This window comes from Brevibacillus sp. Leaf182 (assembly GCF_001423865.2).
Taxonomy (GTDB): Bacteria; Bacillota; Bacilli; order Brevibacillales; family Brevibacillaceae; genus Brevibacillus; species Brevibacillus brevis_C.
In genome coordinates, this window is record NZ_LMPN02000015.1 from 312,086 (window position 1) to 331,268 (window position 19,183).

General features: G+C 43.8%; 17 protein-coding genes and 1 pseudogene. 6 read left to right on the top strand and 12 right to left on the bottom strand.

All coding sequences use genetic code 11. The features are described from left to right. Positions 1-46 precede the first annotated feature (46 nt). Positions 47-1,021: an ABC transporter substrate-binding protein gene (locus ASG16_RS04365; protein WP_056489275.1), complete on the top strand. Its 975-nt coding sequence runs from the start codon at positions 47-49 to the stop codon at positions 1,019-1,021. Between the two features lie 358 nt (positions 1,022-1,379). On the opposite strand, the gene ASG16_RS04375 is transcribed toward ASG16_RS04365, so the two are convergent. Next, positions 1,380-2,729 (bottom strand): uracil-xanthine permease family protein, encoded by a 1,350-nt coding sequence (locus ASG16_RS04375; protein ID WP_056489274.1) that lies wholly within the window; start codon positions 2,727-2,729, stop codon positions 1,380-1,382. A 205-nt stretch (positions 2,730-2,934) separates the two neighbouring features. Here ASG16_RS04375 and ASG16_RS04380 point away from each other — a divergent pair, with 205 nt between their 5' ends. Continuing rightward, positions 2,935-3,915 (top strand): Rieske 2Fe-2S domain-containing protein, encoded by a 981-nt coding sequence (locus ASG16_RS04380; protein WP_056489272.1) that lies wholly within the window; start codon positions 2,935-2,937, stop codon positions 3,913-3,915. 79 nt (positions 3,916-3,994) lie between these two features. On the opposite strand, the gene cls is transcribed toward ASG16_RS04380, so the two are convergent. Beyond that, complete coding sequence (cls, locus tag ASG16_RS04385) at positions 3,995-5,443, bottom strand: cardiolipin synthase (protein ID WP_056489270.1); 1,449 nt, start codon at positions 5,441-5,443, stop codon at positions 3,995-3,997. Positions 5,444-5,525: 82 nt separating this feature from the next. Further along, entirely contained in the window at positions 5,526-6,470 is a 945-nt protein-coding gene (locus ASG16_RS04390) for an aminopeptidase (RefSeq protein WP_048035206.1), read from the bottom strand. A 294-nt stretch (positions 6,471-6,764) separates the two neighbouring features. Here ASG16_RS04390 and ASG16_RS04395 point away from each other — a divergent pair, with 294 nt between their 5' ends. Continuing rightward, complete coding sequence (locus tag ASG16_RS04395) at positions 6,765-8,048, top strand: haloacid dehalogenase-like hydrolase (RefSeq protein ID WP_056489268.1); 1,284 nt, start codon at positions 6,765-6,767, stop codon at positions 8,046-8,048. Between the two features lie 40 nt (positions 8,049-8,088). Here the strand turns inward: ASG16_RS04395 and ASG16_RS04400 are convergent, their stop codons facing one another. The 5 genes from ASG16_RS04400 to ASG16_RS31150 all read right to left on the bottom strand — a co-directional run bounded on the left by ASG16_RS04400 (position 8,089) and on the right by ASG16_RS31150 (position 11,878). After that, positions 8,089-9,552, bottom strand: a complete 1,464-nt coding sequence (locus ASG16_RS04400; protein ID WP_056489266.1) for a DUF4179 domain-containing protein — start codon at positions 9,550-9,552, stop codon at positions 8,089-8,091. Beyond that, positions 9,545-10,117, bottom strand: coding sequence for an RNA polymerase sigma factor (locus ASG16_RS04405; RefSeq protein WP_056489264.1), 573 nt, complete (start codon positions 10,115-10,117; stop codon positions 9,545-9,547). Before ASG16_RS04405 ends, ASG16_RS04400 begins: the two co-directional genes overlap by 8 nt. Positions 10,118-10,302: 185 nt before the next feature. Next, positions 10,303-10,767: a hypothetical protein gene (locus tag ASG16_RS04410; protein ID WP_056489262.1), complete on the bottom strand. Its 465-nt coding sequence runs from the start codon at positions 10,765-10,767 to the stop codon at positions 10,303-10,305. A gap of 158 nt (positions 10,768-10,925) precedes the next feature. Beyond that, positions 10,926-11,744 carry a hypothetical protein gene (locus tag ASG16_RS04415; protein WP_056489260.1) on the bottom strand — a complete coding sequence of 273 codons (819 nt, stop codon included), beginning with the start codon at positions 11,742-11,744 and terminating at the stop codon, positions 10,926-10,928. Then, a complete protein-coding gene (locus ASG16_RS31150; RefSeq protein ID WP_241970686.1) occupies positions 11,720-11,878 on the bottom strand; it encodes a hypothetical protein in 159 nt (52 codons plus the stop codon). The genes ASG16_RS04415 and ASG16_RS31150 overlap by 25 nt, the downstream gene beginning before the upstream one ends. 875 nt (positions 11,879-12,753) lie before the next feature. Between ASG16_RS31150 and ASG16_RS04435 the strand changes: the two genes are divergently transcribed. Further along, complete coding sequence (locus tag ASG16_RS04435; protein WP_056489258.1) at positions 12,754-13,107, top strand: RNA polymerase subunit sigma-24; 354 nt, start codon at positions 12,754-12,756, stop codon at positions 13,105-13,107. An 871-nt stretch (positions 13,108-13,978) separates the two neighbouring features. On the opposite strand, the pseudogene ASG16_RS04445 reads toward ASG16_RS04435, so the two are convergent. Continuing rightward, positions 13,979-14,296, bottom strand: a pseudogene (locus tag ASG16_RS04445) (Tn3 family transposase); the annotation flags it as partial. Positions 14,297-14,711: 415 nt separating this feature from the next. On the opposite strand from ASG16_RS04445, the gene ASG16_RS04450 reads away from it, so the two are divergent. After that, complete coding sequence (locus ASG16_RS04450) at positions 14,712-15,308, top strand: hypothetical protein (RefSeq protein ID WP_056489256.1); 597 nt, start codon at positions 14,712-14,714, stop codon at positions 15,306-15,308. A 105-nt stretch (positions 15,309-15,413) separates the two neighbouring features. Here ASG16_RS04450 and ASG16_RS04455 read toward each other — a convergent pair whose 3' ends face one another. Next, a complete protein-coding gene (locus ASG16_RS04455) occupies positions 15,414-15,677 on the bottom strand; it encodes a hypothetical protein (protein WP_241970687.1) in 264 nt (87 codons plus the stop codon). 224 nt (positions 15,678-15,901) lie between these two features. On the opposite strand from ASG16_RS04455, the gene ASG16_RS04460 reads away from it, so the two are divergent. After that, complete coding sequence (locus tag ASG16_RS04460; RefSeq protein ID WP_056489255.1) at positions 15,902-16,864, top strand: hypothetical protein; 963 nt, start codon at positions 15,902-15,904, stop codon at positions 16,862-16,864. 891 nt (positions 16,865-17,755) lie between these two features. Here ASG16_RS04460 and ASG16_RS04470 read toward each other — a convergent pair. Together ASG16_RS04470 and ASG16_RS04475 are read right to left on the bottom strand one after the other, a co-directional pair. Next, the gene (locus ASG16_RS04470) at positions 17,756-18,637 is read right to left on the bottom strand and encodes a DUF4279 domain-containing protein (RefSeq protein WP_056489253.1); all 882 of its coding nucleotides are present in this window, start codon (positions 18,635-18,637) and stop codon (positions 17,756-17,758) included. 32 nt (positions 18,638-18,669) lie between these two features. After that, complete coding sequence (locus tag ASG16_RS04475; RefSeq protein WP_056489251.1) at positions 18,670-19,104, bottom strand: polymorphic toxin type 33 domain-containing protein; 435 nt, start codon at positions 19,102-19,104, stop codon at positions 18,670-18,672. Positions 19,105-19,183: the final 79 nt, after the last annotated feature.

Sequence of the window (19,183 nt, forward strand, 5' to 3'; positions counted from 1 at the left end):
ATGAACCTTGTTAATGAGAATGATTTTCATTCATGGAGGATATACGATGAAACGATTACGCATACAAGCGTGGCTGCCCGGATTGATGATTCTTCCCTTGCTCCTGCTCACAGCATGCGGCCAGACAGCCAGCCCCAATTCATCTGCACCTGCACAAGAAAGTAAAAGCGGCGAGACTCGCGTCCTAAAGCACGCGAAAGGCGAATCGACTATTCCTGTGAAAGCTCAGCGGGTCGTAGCCCTGCAATATTTGGGTCCCATGCTTTCCATTGGTGTGAAGCCAATCGGTGCGTTGAAGGGACATATGGAAGGTCCGGACATGGAGCCACTGGTTAGTGGAATCGAAGTCGTGGGAGATTATGATGCCTATAATCTGGAGAAAATCCTCGAGTTGCAGCCTGACATGATCCTGACCGGTACCGAAGTCGAGCAACAGGTATATGAAAAGCTGACGAAGATCGCGCCTGTCGTGGCGATCGCCTTCGAACAATATGATGTCTACGGGCATGTACAAAAGGTTGCGGAAGCACTAGGCCGCGAGGAAGAAGGAAAGGCTTGGGAGCAGAAGTATAAAGCAAAGGTTGAAGAAGCTCGTAAGCTCGTCCATGCTAAGGTCGGGAAGGACGAGACCGTCGCAGCATTAAATGTCCGTGCGAAAACGATCAAAATGTACGGTGCTCGCAACATGGGCCATGTTTTGTACAACGATCTTCAGTTGACTCCACCGCCACTCATTAAGAGCGAGATCGATAAAGACCCGCTGTTCTGGTCAAAAGACGTGTCCATGGAGCTTTTACCCGAATATGCAGCCGACCATATTTTCCTGATGCTGTTCCCTGGCGAGGATGCCGCTCAGTATTTGAAAGAAATCGAGCAAAGCAGTCTGTGGAAAAACTTGCCCGCTGTCAAAAACAATCATGTTTACGTAGTCGATGTGGATAGATGGCTTGGCTACGATCCCATTTTGATTGAAAAGCAGTTGGATGAGGCTGTGCAGGATTTGACTGGAACGAAGAAATAATAAGATTCTGGTTTGGGTCAACATAGTGGAGGAGAAGAAAAAGCACAGTTCTCTTCGACTCTGACACGCCAGCACGGGGGATTGACTGTCCGTCTCCATTTCAAAAAGGGGACCGTCGAGCCAAAGCCACCCTACGGGCGGAAGTTTCTCGAGGAAGAGGTGTTCGACAAGCGGGTCCCCTTTTTGAAGTTCCGACTGGGTAGGCGTTGTCAAGGTCTACGAGCTCTGTGCTTTTTCTTCTCACCAGCTTTATTGGCTTATTGACACCTTTTAAAACTTAGGATGATCAAAAACGCTTAACTAAAGTATAAGCCCCACAAAAAACAGCCCGGAAGCTTAGCTCACCGGGCTGTTTTATTTAGTTACTGACAGGCTGTTGCTGTGGAACCTTCGCTCTGCTCTTTTTCCCCTCTGGAATGAGCAGATTCAAAAGAACCGTTGCCAAGGCCCCTACTGTAATGCCAGAAGATAAAATGTAGTTCACGAAATCAGGTACTCCGGCGAGCGCATCTTTTGGCAGGACCGTTACTGCCATTGTCAGCAGGATCGGCAAACCGATGACCATCATCGTGCGATCATCAATCGTAATGTTTTGAATGACTTTGATTCCATTCGCCACAATCGCTACACACACGATCCCAAAAATTCCGTTGATGACTGGCTCCGGTATACAGGTAATCGCCGCCGACAGCTTTGGTACCAACCCAAGGGCAATCAAGATCAATCCTCCGGCCATTATCGCCATTCGGCTTCCTACTCCTGTCACGGCAATCAACCCAGCATTGGAGGAATAGCCAGTCGTAGGTGTACCTCCGAACAATGCCCCGACAAAGCACCCCAAACCTTCACCGACAGCACCGCGATTCAGTCGCTCCTCCGTCAATTCACTGTTCGTTACCGTAGAGACGACGAACCAAGTCCCTGTTGTTTCAATCATGATAATCAAATAAACAAAAAGCATCGTCAAAACTGCACTGAGATCAAATACAGGAGCCCCGTACGGAAACAGCTTTGGCATGGACAGCCACGGTGCTTGTCCAACCGGACTAAAATCTACCGTTCCAAAAAAGGCGGCCGTTACCGTTCCGACGAAAATTGCAATCAGCACAGATACAAGTCTAAAAAACGCCCCCGCAACCTTTGCTCTTGTGCCAAGCAGCATACAGATGACAAGCACTCCAGCAGAAACGGCGGCAATCAAAATGTTCGTCCAAATATTTCCCGGGGAGTGATAAATGTTTCCCATCCCTGTTGGCATCAAGGCAATGCCTACGATGATGATCACCGTCCCGCCGACTAGCGGTGGAATGAATTTGCGTACCGCTTTGGCGAACCATTTCAATGGATAACCCATCAGGGCCACAAACAGCGCTCCGGGAATCATGCTGCCAATCATCGCACCCATCCCCAGCTTACTGCCGATCGCAGCCAACGCACCGATAGGTACATAGGAAGGTCCTTGCACGACAGGCAAACGCAATCCAAAGCCAGTCTGGATCAACGTCCCGATACCCGTTGCGAGAAAACACATTTGAATGAAGAAAGAAGTGCTCGAAGCGTCCATAGTTAGCAGCCCAGCAATAATAATAGGAGCAATGTACAAGTCCATAGCCAACACATGCTGCAAACCAAGTAAAAACGCCTTGCCCACACTGATTTTGTCATCGACGCCCACAACAAGCTGATTGCTTTCTCGATGTTGTTCCACTTTCAAAAGGCCTCCCTAGTGGTATTTTAGCTAATTACGAACGATATAAGTGGGATTATACCGGATAAATCCGTTTTTAGGCAACTATTCACGTAATAAATAGGTCACATCACTTTATAATGTTCGTGTTTTCTGTTGACTTCCCTTCCAATCTCCCGCTACAATGGGTGAATAAACGAAGTATCGACAAAGGAGTGTCTCATCAATGATCGTGCAAGATACCGTGCTGCGTAATGAGTGGATCGTCGCCTGTCGTTCGGTGGATGTGCAAGACCGCCCAATCCAGGTCACCATTATGGGCGAGCGGGTCGTCCTCTTCCGCAACGAAGAAGGAATCCATGCGTTTAAAGATCTCTGTATTCACAGAGGCGCTGCCCTGTCTCTGGGTTGTGTCCGAGAAGGAAAGCTGGTCTGTCCGTATCACGGATGGGAATATGAAGCATCCGGAGCCTGTGTCAAAATCCCTCAGTTGCCTGCCGATCAAGCGATTCCAGGTAAGGCGCGCGCTGTGTTATACGGCTGTGCAGAGCGTTATGGATTCGTGTGGGTGAATCTCGCCAACCAATCTCCTGAGTTTTTTGCCCTGCCGGAATTTGAGGATCATCGTTTTCGAAATGTCATTTGGGGACCACAGACAGTAACGGCCAAGCCTCCACGCATCGTAGAGAACTTTTTGGATGTAGGCCATCTGGCTGTCGTGCATGAGGGGTATTTGGGTGTTGAAACACATATGGAAATCGGGGATTACCGCGTTCACCGCGACGAGAACGGTATCATTCGCACGGATGAGATCAAGATTTTTCAGCCTGACCCGGACGGTACTGGTCAAGCGAAGCACGTTTATTACACCTACGAAATCCTCCGTCCACTCACGGTAAAATTTACGAAGCGTGATGCAGAAAACGGCAATCTGATGTCCATTTTGCTTACTGTGATGCCGCTGGATGAAACTCGAAGCGTAGCTTATGGCGTCCTTTCTTTTAATTATGAGACGAACCTTTCCGATGAGGAAATCAATAGCTTCCAAAACCTCATCTTTGCACAAGATAAACCGATCGTGGAAAATCAAAAGCCTGAGGACCTGCCACTCGATCTGCAAGTAGAGCTGTCCTTAAAATGCGACCGCGCGAGTATCGCATACCGTCAATACTTGACGGAGATGGGTGTCACGCACGGGACGGCATAAAGTGTAAACAGAAAGGACCTGTCAGCCCTAGTTTGTTCACATAGGCTAACAGGTCCTCTTTTGCTTTCCAGTCTTGCTTTTATAAAAGCGGAGACAACAGCCGCGTCAACGATTCCAGCAAACGCAAACGCAGTGGTCGGTTCACATACTCTCCCAATGTCATTTCCCGGCAATCAGCCAGATCGGAGACAAACAGTTCCTCCAGCTCCTTTGCCATCTGCGAGTCGTACATAAACGCGTTCGTCTCGAAATTCAGCTTGAAGCTGCGAATATCGACATTGGCCGTTCCCACAGACGACAACTGGGTATCAACCACAATAGCTTTGGCGTGCATGAAGCCTTTTTCGTAGAGGTAGCAGCGTACACCGCTCTTTAACAAATCACCGAGATAAGAGTGAGTCGCCCAGAATACCAACAAATGATCCGGCTTTCCAGGGACCATCACCCGCACATCTACCCCGGACATTGCCGCCATTTTCAGTGCGGTCAGCATACTTTCATCGGGAACGAAGTAAGGCGTCTGCAAGTAAATCTTCTTCCGCGCCTTGTAAATCATCTTCAAAAAAGCATGTTTGATTTGTTCTTTTTCCGAGTTAGGCCCGCTTGATACGATCTGAACGCCAATCGTGCCCTCAGGCTCATGAATTTCTGGAAAATACGCGAGTGACTCATGCATTCTTTTCGTTGCAGACAAATTCCAGTCCAGGAAAAAACGCGCTTGCAGCATGTACACCGCTCTTCCCTCAATGAGCAAATGGGTATCACGCCAATACCCCAGCTTCTTATCCTTGCCCAAGTATTCATCCCCGATGTTGAAGCCTCCGATATAGCCAATCTTGCCATCAATAATCGTCAGCTTGCGATGGTTCCTGAAGTTGACCCGAAAATTAAGGAACGGAATCTTCGCCGGGAAAAAGGAGGCGACTTCTCCCCCTGCTTCTACCAACGGGCGCAGAAACCGGGAGGAGACACCAGAGGAACCAACCGCATCATAGAGCAATCGAACCTCGACACCCTCCTTTGCCTTCTTCGTCAACAGTTGAATGAGCTGTTTCCCTAAATCATCGTCATTCAAAATATAGTAGAGCAAATGGATATGCTCTCGAGCTTCCTCCATCTGTTTGAACATGAGGTTGAACAGACTATGGCCTTCCTTAAAAACCTGAATGGTATTATCCTGCGTATAATACGCTCCATCACTTACCACGTTCATGAAAATCATGTCGCGGTGTCTCTCCATCTCAGGGTCGTTCACCTGTAGTTCACCATGGGCAAGCAACTGCTTTTGTCTATCGACCGCAGCTCGAAAATGAGAAAATTCTCCTTCCTTGAGCCGATACAGCTTTTTCTTGCTTAGCTTATGTCCAAAAATCAGGTAAACGATAAACCCGATGCCCGGCAAAAACAGCAAAACCATCAACCAGGCCCAGGTTGCCGCAATGTTTCGCCTCTCCATGAAAATAAGAACGGCAGCCAAAATCAGGTTACCTATTGTAATAATCGCAAATATTTTTTCAGACATTGCCATCACACCACATCCACCTCTAGGATTTCTCCCATCTTACAACATTTACTATCGGGATTCATCCTTCCTATCCATCTAGTTTGTCCTAAGTTGCCAATAGTTTTCCACTCTTCATGATACATTTGTCGTCCAAATACACATCCGGCTCTTTGACAACCAGATCAATATGTACCCCCGCGACAATCGTCCCACCAAACGTGTTGTTGCTACCAAAGGCTACGTGAATCGTTCCGTACACCTTCTCGTCCTCTAACACAACCCCCGTGATACGCGCCTTGTCATTCGTTCCGATTCCGAATTCACCCAGCATCCGCCCATCTTGGTCTCCAAGCATTTGCAGGAGGCGTTCACCCGCTGTTCCTTCTGCCTCTGTGATCCGACCATTTTGGACCGTCAGTAACAGGGGAGAATCAATTTTTCCGATACCGGCGATGGAGCCATCGACGAGGATTTGTCCCTCTGCTGTCCCTTCCAGTGGGGCGATATACGCTTCCCCGGAAGGCAAATTGCCGGATTCCCCCGGATTGACGTACATGCCTGTACTCGGCACCCCATTGCGATCTGCGATGGAAAACGTCAGTGACTTACCCGCTTTTTCGATTCGCACGGTGCTTGCTTGGGTCAGCATCTCGGTCACGCGCTCGGTGAGTGCCTTTACTTGTGTATAGTCTGCGGAAATCGCTCCCGCAAGGAACATGTCTTCCGTAATAGCTGGCATGGTAGCGAGTCTTGTACCATTTGCTGCTGCTTCTTTTCGTGCTTTTGTATGCGTCAAAGAGTGCTGGGTCACACATACCACCACATCTGCGCTCTTCATCGCCGCTGCAACAGCCTCAGGAGGCTCTTGACCAGACTTTTCCCGCTCCTTCATGACCATCAGCATCGCTTCTGCACCGAGCTGTTTACCGGCTTCCCAGAGCGCCTCCCCGATGTCCCGCTTCCGCTCGTCGGCCACCACCAAAAATGTCTCATTCGCCTGTAATGCCAAGCAATTCATCAAAATGGCCTTGCTGGATTCTATCAATGTCATGTAAGAATCATCCCTTTTCATCTATCTTATGGTTAGATTATATCCACTTTTTTCTTGCAAACTCTTCTGTCTTCGCTAGATTGGATCGTTAGTCCTGCCCTTCTTATGTTTATCGGAATCTTCTTGCTTTTGTCGTTAAATTTAGTATGATTAGAATACAAATGAAAACGCTTAAGACAATGAGGTCTTCCACCCGCGCTTTATCAATAGGCGTGGGGAAGGCCTTTTTCTTTTGAAAGAAATGATAACGTTTTCATTTGAGGGATCGAGAAAAAGAAGAAGGGGATGACAACCATGTCACACAGAAAAGCCCAACACAAAACGTGGTGGCTGACCATGCTGATGATCGTCGCTCTACTCGCGATGCAGATGCCAGCTTTGGCCAAGGACACCAACGTGCAGATGCTCGACAAGGGGAAATGGGCACCTGCGACTTATCAAGCCATCCATGAATTGATTGAGAAAAACGGCATCAAGAGTGCCTCCTACCATGCCAACAAAAAGCCGTATGTCGTTTTTGACTGGGACAATACGAGCATCATGCATGACACAGAGGAAGCGCTGTTTGTTTACCAGATCAACCATTTGGCTTACAAGCTCACACCAGAAGAATTCGGGAAGGTCATCCGCACGAATGTACCAGAGGGACCGTTTTCCGATTCGTATAAAAATGTCGACGGCAAGACTGTCACGCTCGATGCCATCGCGACTGATCTCGTAGCCGACTACACGTACTTATATCAAAATTATCAAGGTCTTAAAGGAACGAAGTCGCTGGAGGAAGTGACAGCAACAGAGCAATTCGCAGATTTCAAAGCTAAGCTGTTTTTCTTGTATGAAGCGATCAACGATACGCACAGCAACACGATTGGCTATCCGTGGGTACTCTACCTCTTCACGAACATGACAGTGGAAGAAGTGCAACAGTTGGCGGAAGCATCCAATGATCTGGGCCTCGGTATGGCGATTCAAAAAGTAACCTGGACGAGCCCGAAATCATTGGCAGGCAAAACAGGCGTGGTGAAAGCCTCCCATACAACGGGTCTGCGCCTCACTTCCGAAGTCGCAAACCTGATGAACACGCTACGTGCCAATGGCATCGACGTGTATGTCGTGAGTGCTTCCTTGGAAGATGTTGTTCGTGTCTTCGCTACTCTCCCGAAATATGGCTACAATCTCCCAGCGGAGAACATCATTGGCATGCGTCTGAAAACAGAAAACGGACGGATCACGAATATGTACCAGCCTGACTACCCGATCACGGTAGCCCACGGCAAGACGGAAGTGATCCAGGATGTACTGGTGAAAAAGTATGGTCATGGTCCTATCTTCATCGCAGGCGATAGCAACGGTGATTTCGAGATGATGACAGAGCTGGACAGCGTGCAGCTCGTGCTTGTCGTAAACCGCGTCAAGGGCGGCAAAATTGGGCAGCAAATTACCAAAGGTGCAGAGCAGATGGGCAAAGCAAACCCGACGGTAGTCCTGCAAGGACGCGACGAGAACACAGGCATGTGGATTCCGAGCGAAGCGACAATCCGACTTGGGCAGAAAGAGCCGCAGTTGGTCGCGAAATAACGTAGAAAAAACCGCCCTTGTACCGGGGCGGTTTTCTTCTTTATTGATTAGGAACTGGAATTCTCCACTCTAGCGGATATTTTTTCTGAACAGCATCTAGTCGTAGGGTGAGCTTCTCCGGGAGCTTGGTTATTTCTCCTCCTTCCCAATGTCTGCTGTCCTCCAGCCGAATTTTGTACGTTGCTCGCTCCCGTCCTGACTGATCAATAGGTCCCTTGGATTGACCACCCATTTTAGCCCGGTAGGTTGTCCCCTGCCCATCTTGAAGTACCCACCAAGGCAAGTATATTCTCGTAATATCTTTGGAAAGTACATCGATCTCCATTTCCATTTGCTGTTTTCCCGAATCATCATCTTTTGCCAGCTTGATGCTTTTCAATGTAAAGATATCTTCTCCCACTTGTTTGATTACGGGCTTCTTGTTCAATTCATCCGGATGAAAGGTGACACTCATATCATACGGTATCACCTTATGGAAGCTGTTTATGACGAGTGTCGCTGCTTTGTCTTTTGGCAACGGATCGTCGTCCGTGATCCAGCGGAAATGCCCATAGCGATCAATGGAATGTGATCTTCCCATGAGCCTTTCCTTTCCCTTGCTGCCATCTGTTCCCTCGTAGTAATATCCCAGCCTGTACTGCTGATACGGAAGAAATAGAGCATAATCGGGGTTCATCGTCTTTCCGGTTAGCTTTTTTGCTTCTTGTTCCAATTGTTTTTTGGACGCCTCTGTCCATTGTGTCTCCAGCTCAATTCGGGTGGCCGTTGGCGTGTTGACGATCTGGTGCAGGGTCATCTTCAATCCATGCTTCGTCACTTGCGTTTGATTGACAGGCAGCACAGTCGTTGCAGCCGTTGTTTTTGCCATCGTGATCGGAACTTGCAGCTTCCAGTTTCCTTTTCTATCACCGATTTCATCAAAATGGATCGACAACGTTTTCGGAAGGGGCTCCTGTTCTTTTTCCCCGAGGATAAACCGGACGATTCCCACATTTTCTTCAAAGGTAGTTCCCCACTTGTCAGTCATGACCTCCCCTTTGGCATCCAGCAATTCAACGGCATTGGATTCTGCGTTTGTCGCTGACGGATATGTAGGGAGCAACGGCTTGTCATCCGACTGTTTTATCATTAAAGCTACTATTACCTGCGCCGGATCAGCAATGATTTCCTTTACCTCCAAGGTGATCCCCTGATCGGTAACAGAAAGATTCGATGTTTCGGAGAAGCCTTGTCTCGCCGCCTGTTGTACGCCTTCATCGAACCCGTCTTGAGCAAAGATCGATTTGACATAGGCCGCAAACGATGGGGACACCTGCATGCTTGTGAGCAGAGCGACTATGACCGCGGAAGCGATGCCGATGGATGTCCATTTTTTGCTTCGAAAAACTGAGCGTCTTCTCACTTGCACTACGTGATTCTTGCCTGGCATTTGAAAATTCGGCGTCTCGACAGCTCCCGCTACGTTCCTAAGCGTCTCTTGGACTTGCCGCTCCTCGTTAGTCATGAGTCATTGCCCCTTCCCGCAAAAAATCCGATCGTATGCCATCCTTGTCCAATTGTTGTGCGATCAGCTTCCTGGCCTTGTGCATCCGCGATTTGACCGTCCCCTCAAAGGAGCCCGTAATTTTGGCGATCTCCGACACGCTGAAGCCTTCGTAGTAGTAAAGAATAATGACCGCGCGATGCTCCGCCTTCATGCTGCGAATCGCCTGCCATATTTGCCGCTGCTCCTCTCGCTGGATCACGTTATCCAGCGGTGTCGTCACCTCCTCCGGGATCATCTCCTCATATTCCACAGCAGGCTTCTGCTTGCGTACCAGATTCAGAGCCCGAAACGTAATGATCCGGTATAGCCAATTGCGAAAGGCCATTCCCCGTTTTGGATCGAGTCGGTCTATGTGCTGATACGCTTCGATGAGCCCTTCCTGAACAGCATCTTGCGCCAGATGCTTGTCATGAATGATCAAATACGCCGTCCGGTATGCCATTGCCAGATAAGGCTTGACCAATTGTTCGAAGGCCAAAGGCTCGTTCTCTTGGCATTTGGCAATCAACTCCCACTCATCCACAGCGTTCCCTCCCCTCGTTTTTGCTCTACTGTATATTCACGAGAACGCAGAGTTTGGTTCACGTTACATAGGCGAAAAATTACTGAACATGGAAAAACCCGTCCCCTGAACAGAAACGGGTGAATATTATGCGTAAGGAGCTAAAATAAGAAATACAAAATAATAGTGACTACATATGCCCCCTGTTAAACCATTGGATACATGACGAAAACGGTACTGAAATATTGATTCCTTAGACTATCCTCTTGTATTACTGGGTCCAAATTTTTAAATGCTTCTGTTTCTAAATCTTCTTCATTTAAGACAACATCTCGCCAAAAACCTAAACCTATCTCAGGAAAAGCGTATCTGTCGCCCCACTTTGCACCTTCATCCTGTGTATAATTTGATATCTTATCGATTTTTTCCGCTAATGGTGTCGCCTTTGTATGAACCACATCGATACCGTAAACAAAACAACTGAATCCTCCGCTAATATTGTATGTATCTATGGGAACTTCGATAAAACTCACTTTGTTTTCCTCATACTGTATCAGAAATGTCACATATTTCAGCGGCCATTCTTGCTCATAAGCCTTTACTTCTTCCCTAGTCATTCCTAACTTTATGGGGCCAACCCCTATTCCTGGCTCTATGATAATGTCCTCCATCGCAATCCCTCTACCATCCTTTTATTTCGAACTTGATACAAAACTTTTCCAATACACTACATAACCATTCACAACTTTTTAGTAATAGCAAAAAACTCCCCTACGAATCCGTTATCTTCTTTTTCTATCTACTTCGTAATGAGAGAGACTTTGGGTTGCTAATTGGGAGAGGATGCAATGAGGTGTTCAACTTCTTTTCTAAGTTCTGCGATATTCAACCCTGAATAATTTTCTTGGAGGAAATAAAGATCACCATGCTGTTCTATTGTCTCTGGAGAAACTTGTGAAACGAGAGTGTTCTCGCTATTAATTTTTATCTTTCCTTGAACTGAACCTACTATGTTATAGACATCATCGTCATCTTCTGTTAAGAAAACAAAATATGTATTTCCTTCTTTCATAGGAATACTTCCTGCAATCCCTACCGATATTATTCTGGGTTCACCAAGATCATCACTCACTAATTTAGATCCTGGCTTTCCTGCGAAATATTTGGCCGTCTCTCTTTCATCGAATTCCCCTCCAGTTTCCAGTACAGATACTGTATCATCTAGCTCTACATCACCTTTATAGACTTTCGTTAATCTTAATTCAGAGACTGTATACACATCTAGTCTTTCATAATTAGGGTTATTTTTTTGAGAAATAACTTCAGCTTCGGCAATGATATCTGCATTTTCAGCGAGACCCTTCACGTTATTAAAGGTCTCCCTAAACCATGCCTCACCCGAAACAATTTTATAATCTGTATCACTGGAATAAAGAAAACTCTGTTTTTTCAAGCCACCTATATAGTAAACAGCAAGTCCTACAATTGTTATTAAACCAATAGTAGCTAGTGCTATTTTTTTCGTAGATTTAAATTTTTTTATGCTAATCGTTAATACTCCCCTTTCAACCAAATGATAAATCAGTAGTAGAGGTACATGGCTAACTAGAAGCAACTTCGAAACTATTTTTCCAACTTGTATTCCCATGACCCATTGTCATACTTGATTTTGAAAGACAAGGTTTCCCCATCTTGTCTATTGAACGCGAAATAGCCTTCTTTTAATGCCTCATCCAAAAGAATAGTCGGAATGGAATCGCCGGGTTTAGCGTACTGTTGCATAATTTCATCCTGTACGCTAATAAACGGACCAGCTACATCCTCTTCATATTTTTCTCTCATTACCTACGAAGACAACGCCGACTAAAAAAAGACCAGAAAGAATTACATTTCTTTTTTTCATACGGTTACCTCCTACGTGTTTTTATTCAGGCCAATCGGCTTCGGAAACTCGTTCAGAGATTGCTGTTGTACTATCTTGTATTTTCAATTACTACTTTCCATTGATCATTTTCTTTAACAACTGGAAGAGTTATATCTTCCGAAACATGTTCGTTCGAATAATGAAACGTAACACTCATTTTTTCATCTTCAATCTTTTCTACCGATACGGAATCCATATCTATATCCATCATTTGAGTACCAAAACTTTCGTACACTTTCTATTTGTCTTTATCATTATCAAAGCGCTCATCAATTGTGTACTTCATTTTCCTCATTAACCGAAGCGTAAGTGTTGGAAGTCCAAATACCGCCAGTTACCACAACAGCCTCAAGCAGTAGGATTGCAGCAACTTTAGTAGACTTTTTCATTAAACTTCCTCCCCTTTAAAATATTTTACCAGAATACCCCAAGTATTTATTGAACTATCTGTTCACAATAGGTGGAATTTTTGTATTTTCAAAGTTTATCGTAGATCAGTCATTTTAATCATTCATCCTTAAGCCGTTTATTTTCCTCTTCAAGCTTTTTTATTCGGTTATTTTTGGCTGCGATAAGTGAATCTTTACTGCCATCTGTCATATTACGTTTTATGGATTGTGGGGAATTTAACCCTTCTTGTTGTTTTCGCAATCCTTCTATTATTGGAATAATTTATAAAAAACGGTTGTTTTTTACCTTCTTTTTTTACCTATAAGGTAGGACGGTGAAAAGCATGAACGATGAGTTATTAATAGAGGAGTGTAGAAGAGTTTTGAGAAGGATCGCTTGGCGGTTGCAGTATCAAGCAAAGAAGATTTCCACCAGAGAGCTTCCGATCATAGAAAATATCTGTGGGCAGAATCAAATGGCTTCTGTAGATTCTAAGTTACACTTAGAAGAAATGTTGAATTCCCTTCCAGATAAAGCAAGATTTATTATTGAGCAAGTCGTGATCAATGGAGTTCCAGAAGAAATAGTTGCACAGCATTTAGGCATATCTCAACAAGGCGTAAACAAATTCAAACGGAAATATTTAGGGATACTTCGAAAAAAATTAGAGTCTAACCCGCAAGCAGTTAAGTCGTAGGCCCTCCCAAATGGAGATTTTTTAAAAATTTTTTTATAACAAGACCGCTCTAATTTATAACAAGAGCCCCAACTAAAAAGTTGAGGCTCTTGTTTGGGCGACTGCCAACCAAATGACATAAAACCAACGCTAAGAAACTTTTGCGTCACTTTTTTCACTGATTACGAAGGGAATAATGCCGATTCACACCGTTATGCCCCCACAAAAACTGTCGCAAAAGGCGTATTTTACGGCACTTTTCCCCTTAACGTGGGTTTCTGGTTACTTTGCTGGCGGTACCCCATTTACTAGCCTATTGACCCTCATAATGATCTGGCAGGTTCGAAGGAGATTCGATCCTTACAGCTCACAAGGTCTCCTTTTTCCACTTATTTTCAACATAGGTTAGAAAAGCTTGCATTCCTTTGAGCCAAAGAGCCAAAAAGGGTGTCGTAACTGGTAGTACTATCAGGGCATATAGGGGTGCTAATTTAAAATAGTCATGCATGATATCATTCGCTGTAATCTCTGTTGACGGGGTCATTACACGCTCAAAGCCATACTCTAAAATAAGCATCAGCGTAGCACCAACTGACCCCATGAAAAGGGGGATTATAAAACCTAGAAAAGCACATAAAACCCAATATCCCCATAGGCGAATGTTCCTGAATGCCTGGAAGTAACCTGAAATACCAGAAATAATAGAGACAGGAAATAGCGATGTCGCGAAAAACCATAACCATCCCCCAAACGATGCTCCCCCAACCGCCATGCCGCCAGCTGCGAAATCTCCGAGAAAAGAAATGATAAAACTCAAAAAAAACATAGTCACCAAACCGTAAATAAGACCTACTAACGTAGAGCGCACTTTCATACAAATGGTCGCTCCCTCCCAGAACGTAACGCCAGGCTTTTTGCCATATTTTGCGTTAAAGTGACCAGCGGATTGGCCTGTTCCGCCAGCCCGAAACCACTGGCCGTCTGATGATGAAGTTGTCCCATCTCCCCACCATGTGCTGAAGGACTGTTGGGATTGCGCATTCACAAGTTCAGCTAGTGCTGCCGAATAGGTTTCATCGCGGATATGCCACGCCTGTAGCCAGGAAAGTTTGGCGTATGTCGTCCCAGGGCAGGATTCCGCCATCTTGGTGAGTACCAGATTGATAGCGTCCGCTTTCGCTAATGCGAGGGCCTTTTTTGTGTGCTTGCGTAAGCAGAAGCGAATTAATGCGAAGGAATAGCAGAGACGGAGCTTGAGAACCCGAAAATATTTAGGAAAAAATCCCTGGAACTTTTTGTATGCCAAAACGTCATAACAGGTGAATATCATAAACGTAGTGAGCCGATAGTGCTCAAACCATTATCAAAGGATGCTTAGCTATCGGCTGTTCCATAGGCCAAAAAGGGAACTGTTGGGATAACGCTCCAATGGAGAGCTTTTGGGCAAAGCCAAACAATAATGGCTTAATGATAAGCTTTTCACAATACGCAAATGAAGTGCGTACGGCAGTGATTTGGCATATTGAATCCTACTATCACCGCAAAAAAAATTATACGCAGTAAATAGCCATATGATGTTTGAAGAGATTGTGACACAATCAAAAAAATAAAAAGGAGTGTGAAATATGAAAAAAATATTATTGGTTTGTATCATGATCATGTTGATGCTAGCATCGGCATGTGGAAATGTTGAAATGACATCAAACCCAAATACTTCTAGTGAGCCTAAACCTGAAACGGATGAGTCTATTATTCCAAAAAACACATCCGATTGTACTGTAGAACGTATAAATTTGGATAGTGAAACTGGAAAATATTTCTATGGAACTTGGAAAGTTGAGAAGCTTTTAGGATTTGCAAATTCATATAATGATGCTTCTGAATATCCAACAGGGCAAAAATTTATTGGAGATGAACTTATAATCAAAAAAGACTTTTTTTCATCAAAAGGACTTAAAAACTATAAGAAATATCAACATGAACTAAAAAATCCATTATATGAGATTACAGCGACATGCTATAACTCTGACTCTTTTTATAGATTATATAAAATAGATATCCCAGACTTAAATATAAATGATGTGGTAAAAGTAATAGATATAAGTGACCCTTCTACAAAAATGAGCATACCTGTAAGTGTAGGTTTTTTTGTTGTTAATAACGATAGGCTTATCTTGTTATCAGAGGCAACTATTTTTGAGCTTAAAAAAATTACTGATTAAATGAATGAAGGTTATTGTAATAAGTTCTGTGCTAATAGAATAGAAAATATCCGAAAGGTCAACCTTTAGGCTGACCTTTCTTGTTTATGTCGTAAAACGATTAAACTATAGTGTATATACTGGATATTTGTGGGTATATTTCATATCCTTACAAAATAAAGTTGCTTCTTCATTTCTTCTTGTTTTCAAATTTTTATCATATGAAAATGCTTTGCTGACTAATTTTGAACAAGTATCACTTTGAGCTGTTGTAATTGGGCCAATAAAAGGATATATCAACGCATGGGCAAGCATAGCTTCTACATCGTCGGTTGTTAGCACCCCAGGACCTGCATTAAAAGCTAACGAAACAAGTTGTAGACGATCCATAATGTCTTCCACTGATAGGGTGAGGTATTCCGATTTCTTCTTTCGTGAAAAGTAATTTCCTTCGTTTGATGGGCATGAGGTCTGCTCACGATGCAAAAAAAAAATAAGATATGAACCGAACCTTTTTCCGCTAAAGAGGCAATATAGTGTGTAAGCTGCTTATTCAGAGAACAAATAGAACAATCCAATTCACATTATTTACAACAAAAAGGAGCGAATTAATTATGAAAAAACGTTTAATTGGTGGAGTGGTTGCTACTGCGATTTTGATTCCAGTTGCAGCATTTGCGGCTTCTGGCGTGATTGACATGCCTACAAGAACACCGATGACTGTTGAACAAGTCAAAGTGGATGAGGTTGGCAAATCAACGCTCGAGAAGCTGTATCTCGCATATCCTGAAACAAAATCCTTTGAGATTATCGATGCAAGCAACGTTCAAGGTGATGTATCCAAAGGGAAAAATGTAACTAACATGAAACAAACAAGCATCGTACTACAAGAAAAAGGAGGAACCGGCAAAAAGATTACCCTCCATACAAACGGTAGTACGGATGAGATTGAACACGTGATTCAAGAAAATTGGGAGCCTAAGGAGAAGTCACTCATTACTTTAACCGATCAGCAAATCAAGGCGAAGGTAAATGATCTTATTGATAAAATGTATGGCAACGTCGAAACGTACGAGGTTGCTATCGAGCAAATGGAGAATCCAAATCAAAAAACATGGATGTTGAATTACACCAATGAGATGTTCGATAAACCGGTCTACCAGGTTTTTGTTCATGACAATACCATTAGTCTTACTAAGATCGTAGGTATTCCTACAGCTGATACACCTTCTGATACACCTTCAAACATTAAAGTAGAGGGCCTATTCTCTATAAATGGTAAGCCTGATTATAGTGCTGACAACTTTTTAAACGATGAAAAACTGTTTGCTTTACTAAAAATCAGCCCGACAGAATTAAAACAAGAATTAGCAAAAGGTAAAACTGTTGTGGAGATTGCAGCATCTAAAAATGTCACGAAACAACAAGTGCTTGATGTGATTGCAGAAACACAGGCTAGAGGACAACTTCAAGGTGATGGAGTACCGATCACCGAGCAATCACTGAAAGAAATGATGAAAGCAGTTGAACCAAAAGTCGTACACATAATTGAACACAAAACGGAAACGGAATGGTAGAAAAACAGAGTCAACTGGGTTACACAAGTAAAATGAGAAGAGGCGGGAGAACCGTCTCTTTTTTTATGGACTAATTTTTCAGACAGGTCGGTAACGCTATTTTCCCGAAACCTTATTTCCCTTAATTTTTTTCAGCTGTTTGATTCCAAAATGATGGTTTTTAGCTTGATGGGCATGTGGATGTACCCCTAGACTATTAAATCTCTGGCTGCATTATGTTTAAGGAGAGGAATCAGGTTATTCATATTATTCGATTCATAGTATTTAGCGGGATCATTTGCTGGATGGCGACTTCATTCCAAGTGAAGCATTGAGGGGGGACCTATTTAGGTTCGTAGTGTCTTATAAAATCCCTTCTACAATTATTTTCGCGGGCACCATGTCAGCAGGTTGGTTTGATACCCTAAGACGAAGGAGTTAGTCAGGCAGAAAAATACATTCCAGTCTCAAGGGTAGAAGATACTTTCGAGCGTGGGGAATCTGTTCACACTTTCGTTTGATCAAAGTATGGTACATAAGAAACTAAAATAAAAAATACAAAATCAATGCGACCACATACAATTGCCATACTTTAATTTTTAATTTGATACATACCTTTTCCAATACAACCGATAAGTATTCACAGCATTTAAGTAATAGCCAAAAAACTCCCATACCAACAACTATGGCGAAATCGAAAGGGCTGAGTCTGCTCTCGATGAAGTTATACACTTTCGTGATATGAAGAAAAATCACAAAGACGAGGAATGAATAGTATTGGATTGAAAAAACCTCCCCCATGTAATTACAAAGAAAATAGGGAGCACCTAAGCCCCCGATTTTCTTTGTAATATCAGTTATCCTCTCTTCCTGTTTACTTCATAATGTTGGACATCAAGAGATCTTTGTCTCTTATATCAATCCGTCGTCTTCATACCGATTTTCTTCTGCCGTGTAGAACAATACGAATTCAAGCGTAGCTCCAATCTCATGCAAAAATGAGATGACGTTTTCTTTTGCAGTGATCGCAGGCTCTTGCCGATTTCTGACATGAGCGTACACGACGATTTCATATGACAGGTTTTGTTCTTCTTTCTGACTAATAAGTGACTCTTTTTCCTCTTTTAACGTGTCTATCATTGCCAGCAGTAATTCCTCTGTATCATCTGTTTCTTCCTCTAACGTTTCGAGATACCATACTGCCCCATCCGACGTCTGTTCCCCTTGTATCCAAGATGCGTGTGGGGAAACTTGAAGAAGTTGTGGGTTCAAGTCCGGTTGCGTGTCAGCTCCTTTGACCAGGAAGGCTACCTTGATACTTGTACCTTGGGAGGCTTTGAGTTCCAAGTCTGGAGGCAGGTCGTCAGGGTAGATGATGATGTTTATCCTCGCCATGCCTCCGATCTCACTCATAAATTCGATCATTTCTTGTGTCAGCTTCATTCGAGGGATTTGTCTCTCGTACGCATAGATGAACAATTCGATTCCATAGATGAGATTATGTTCTTGTTTTAAATCTTGTAAAGTTTTTTGTTTTCCATCTAGCATACGAAGGAGCGGGAGAAGTTGGTTGTTGATATCGAGTGAAGCCTCATATGATGTTGAAATTTCCCAACTCGTATCAGGAGCAGGTATTTTCCCTTGAGTTAATTCCCCTTTTTTTCTTGTCGATGTTGGGATCAGACACAGCCCTTCTGATAATATCTGGGTATCAAACTGGTCTTCTGCCAAACACCAAAATTCTGCACTTATACATGTATCTTCATTGTCCTGGGTGGTTAGTGTCACATCCATAATCACCATCACCTCCGTATTAAGTGTATGGATTAATGTTCAGGTATATTTCTACGCAAAGGGAACATGTCAGCGGCATCGATAATGTCAAAAAACAACTGTATCCATTCATTCCTTCCTTGTTTCTTTTTCCCTAACCAAAGATAGTCATCATATTTGTCTTCATATATATCATAATGGGAGATATTAGCGCCCTTCGGCACATTAGCCTTTTTCAATTTGTGAGCATCCACATTGTTTTTCTTCAAGTATTTATCATCTAACTTTACCGGGCTGGCAGGTTTGGGATCGCACTCTGCAGTTGGTTGAACATTATTCCATGCAGTGTCTTTATTATCCTGCATCATCATGTTGGAAGGAGCTATTGCGCAGATCCTAGCATTTGCCACCTGTGGCGTACTCGCAAAAATTGTTACAACTAGAACTAATAATAGAAAGCGTGTGAGCCGATTTAATGTTGAGATCATAACTTTTTCAACTCCTATTTTTTCATTTTTTCGACATTTCTTCTTAAAGTCTTTCGATGTTCACCATGCCGATCACACC

Bases quoted from the DNA above. Each gene is read 5' to 3' on its own strand.
- ASG16_RS04400 (WP_056489266.1), bottom strand. From the start codon at position 9,552: ATGACTAACGAGGAGCGGCAAGTCCAAGAGACGCTTAGGAACGTAGCG.
- ASG16_RS04390 (WP_048035206.1), bottom strand. From the start codon at position 6,470: ATGACATTGATAGAATCCAGCAAGGCCATTTTGATGAATTGCTTGGCA.
- ASG16_RS04475 (WP_056489251.1), bottom strand. From the start codon at position 19,104: ATGATCTCAACATTAAATCGGCTCACACGCTTTCTATTATTAGTTCTA.
- ASG16_RS04450 (WP_056489256.1), top strand. From the start codon at position 14,712: ATGAAAAAAATATTATTGGTTTGTATCATGATCATGTTGATGCTAGCA.
- ASG16_RS04455 (WP_241970687.1), bottom strand. From the start codon at position 15,677: ATGGATCGTCTACAACTTGTTTCGTTAGCTTTTAATGCAGGTCCTGGG.
- ASG16_RS04410 (WP_056489262.1), bottom strand. From the start codon at position 10,767: ATGGAGGACATTATCATAGAGCCAGGAATAGGGGTTGGCCCCATAAAG.
- ASG16_RS04380 (WP_056489272.1), top strand. From the start codon at position 2,935: ATGATCGTGCAAGATACCGTGCTGCGTAATGAGTGGATCGTCGCCTGT.
- cls (WP_056489270.1), bottom strand. From the start codon at position 5,443: ATGGCAATGTCTGAAAAAATATTTGCGATTATTACAATAGGTAACCTG.
- ASG16_RS04395 (WP_056489268.1), top strand. From the start codon at position 6,765: ATGTCACACAGAAAAGCCCAACACAAAACGTGGTGGCTGACCATGCTG.
- ASG16_RS04365 (WP_056489275.1), top strand. From the start codon at position 47: ATGAAACGATTACGCATACAAGCGTGGCTGCCCGGATTGATGATTCTT.
- ASG16_RS04435 (WP_056489258.1), top strand. From the start codon at position 12,754: ATGAACGATGAGTTATTAATAGAGGAGTGTAGAAGAGTTTTGAGAAGG.
- ASG16_RS04470 (WP_056489253.1), bottom strand. From the start codon at position 18,637: ATGGATGTGACACTAACCACCCAGGACAATGAAGATACATGTATAAGT.
- ASG16_RS31150 (WP_241970686.1), bottom strand. From the start codon at position 11,878: ATGCAACAGTACGCTAAACCCGGCGATTCCATTCCGACTATTCTTTTG.
- ASG16_RS04415 (WP_056489260.1), bottom strand. From the start codon at position 11,744: ATGGGAATACAAGTTGGAAAAATAGTTTCGAAGTTGCTTCTAGTTAGC.
- ASG16_RS04460 (WP_056489255.1), top strand. From the start codon at position 15,902: ATGAAAAAACGTTTAATTGGTGGAGTGGTTGCTACTGCGATTTTGATT.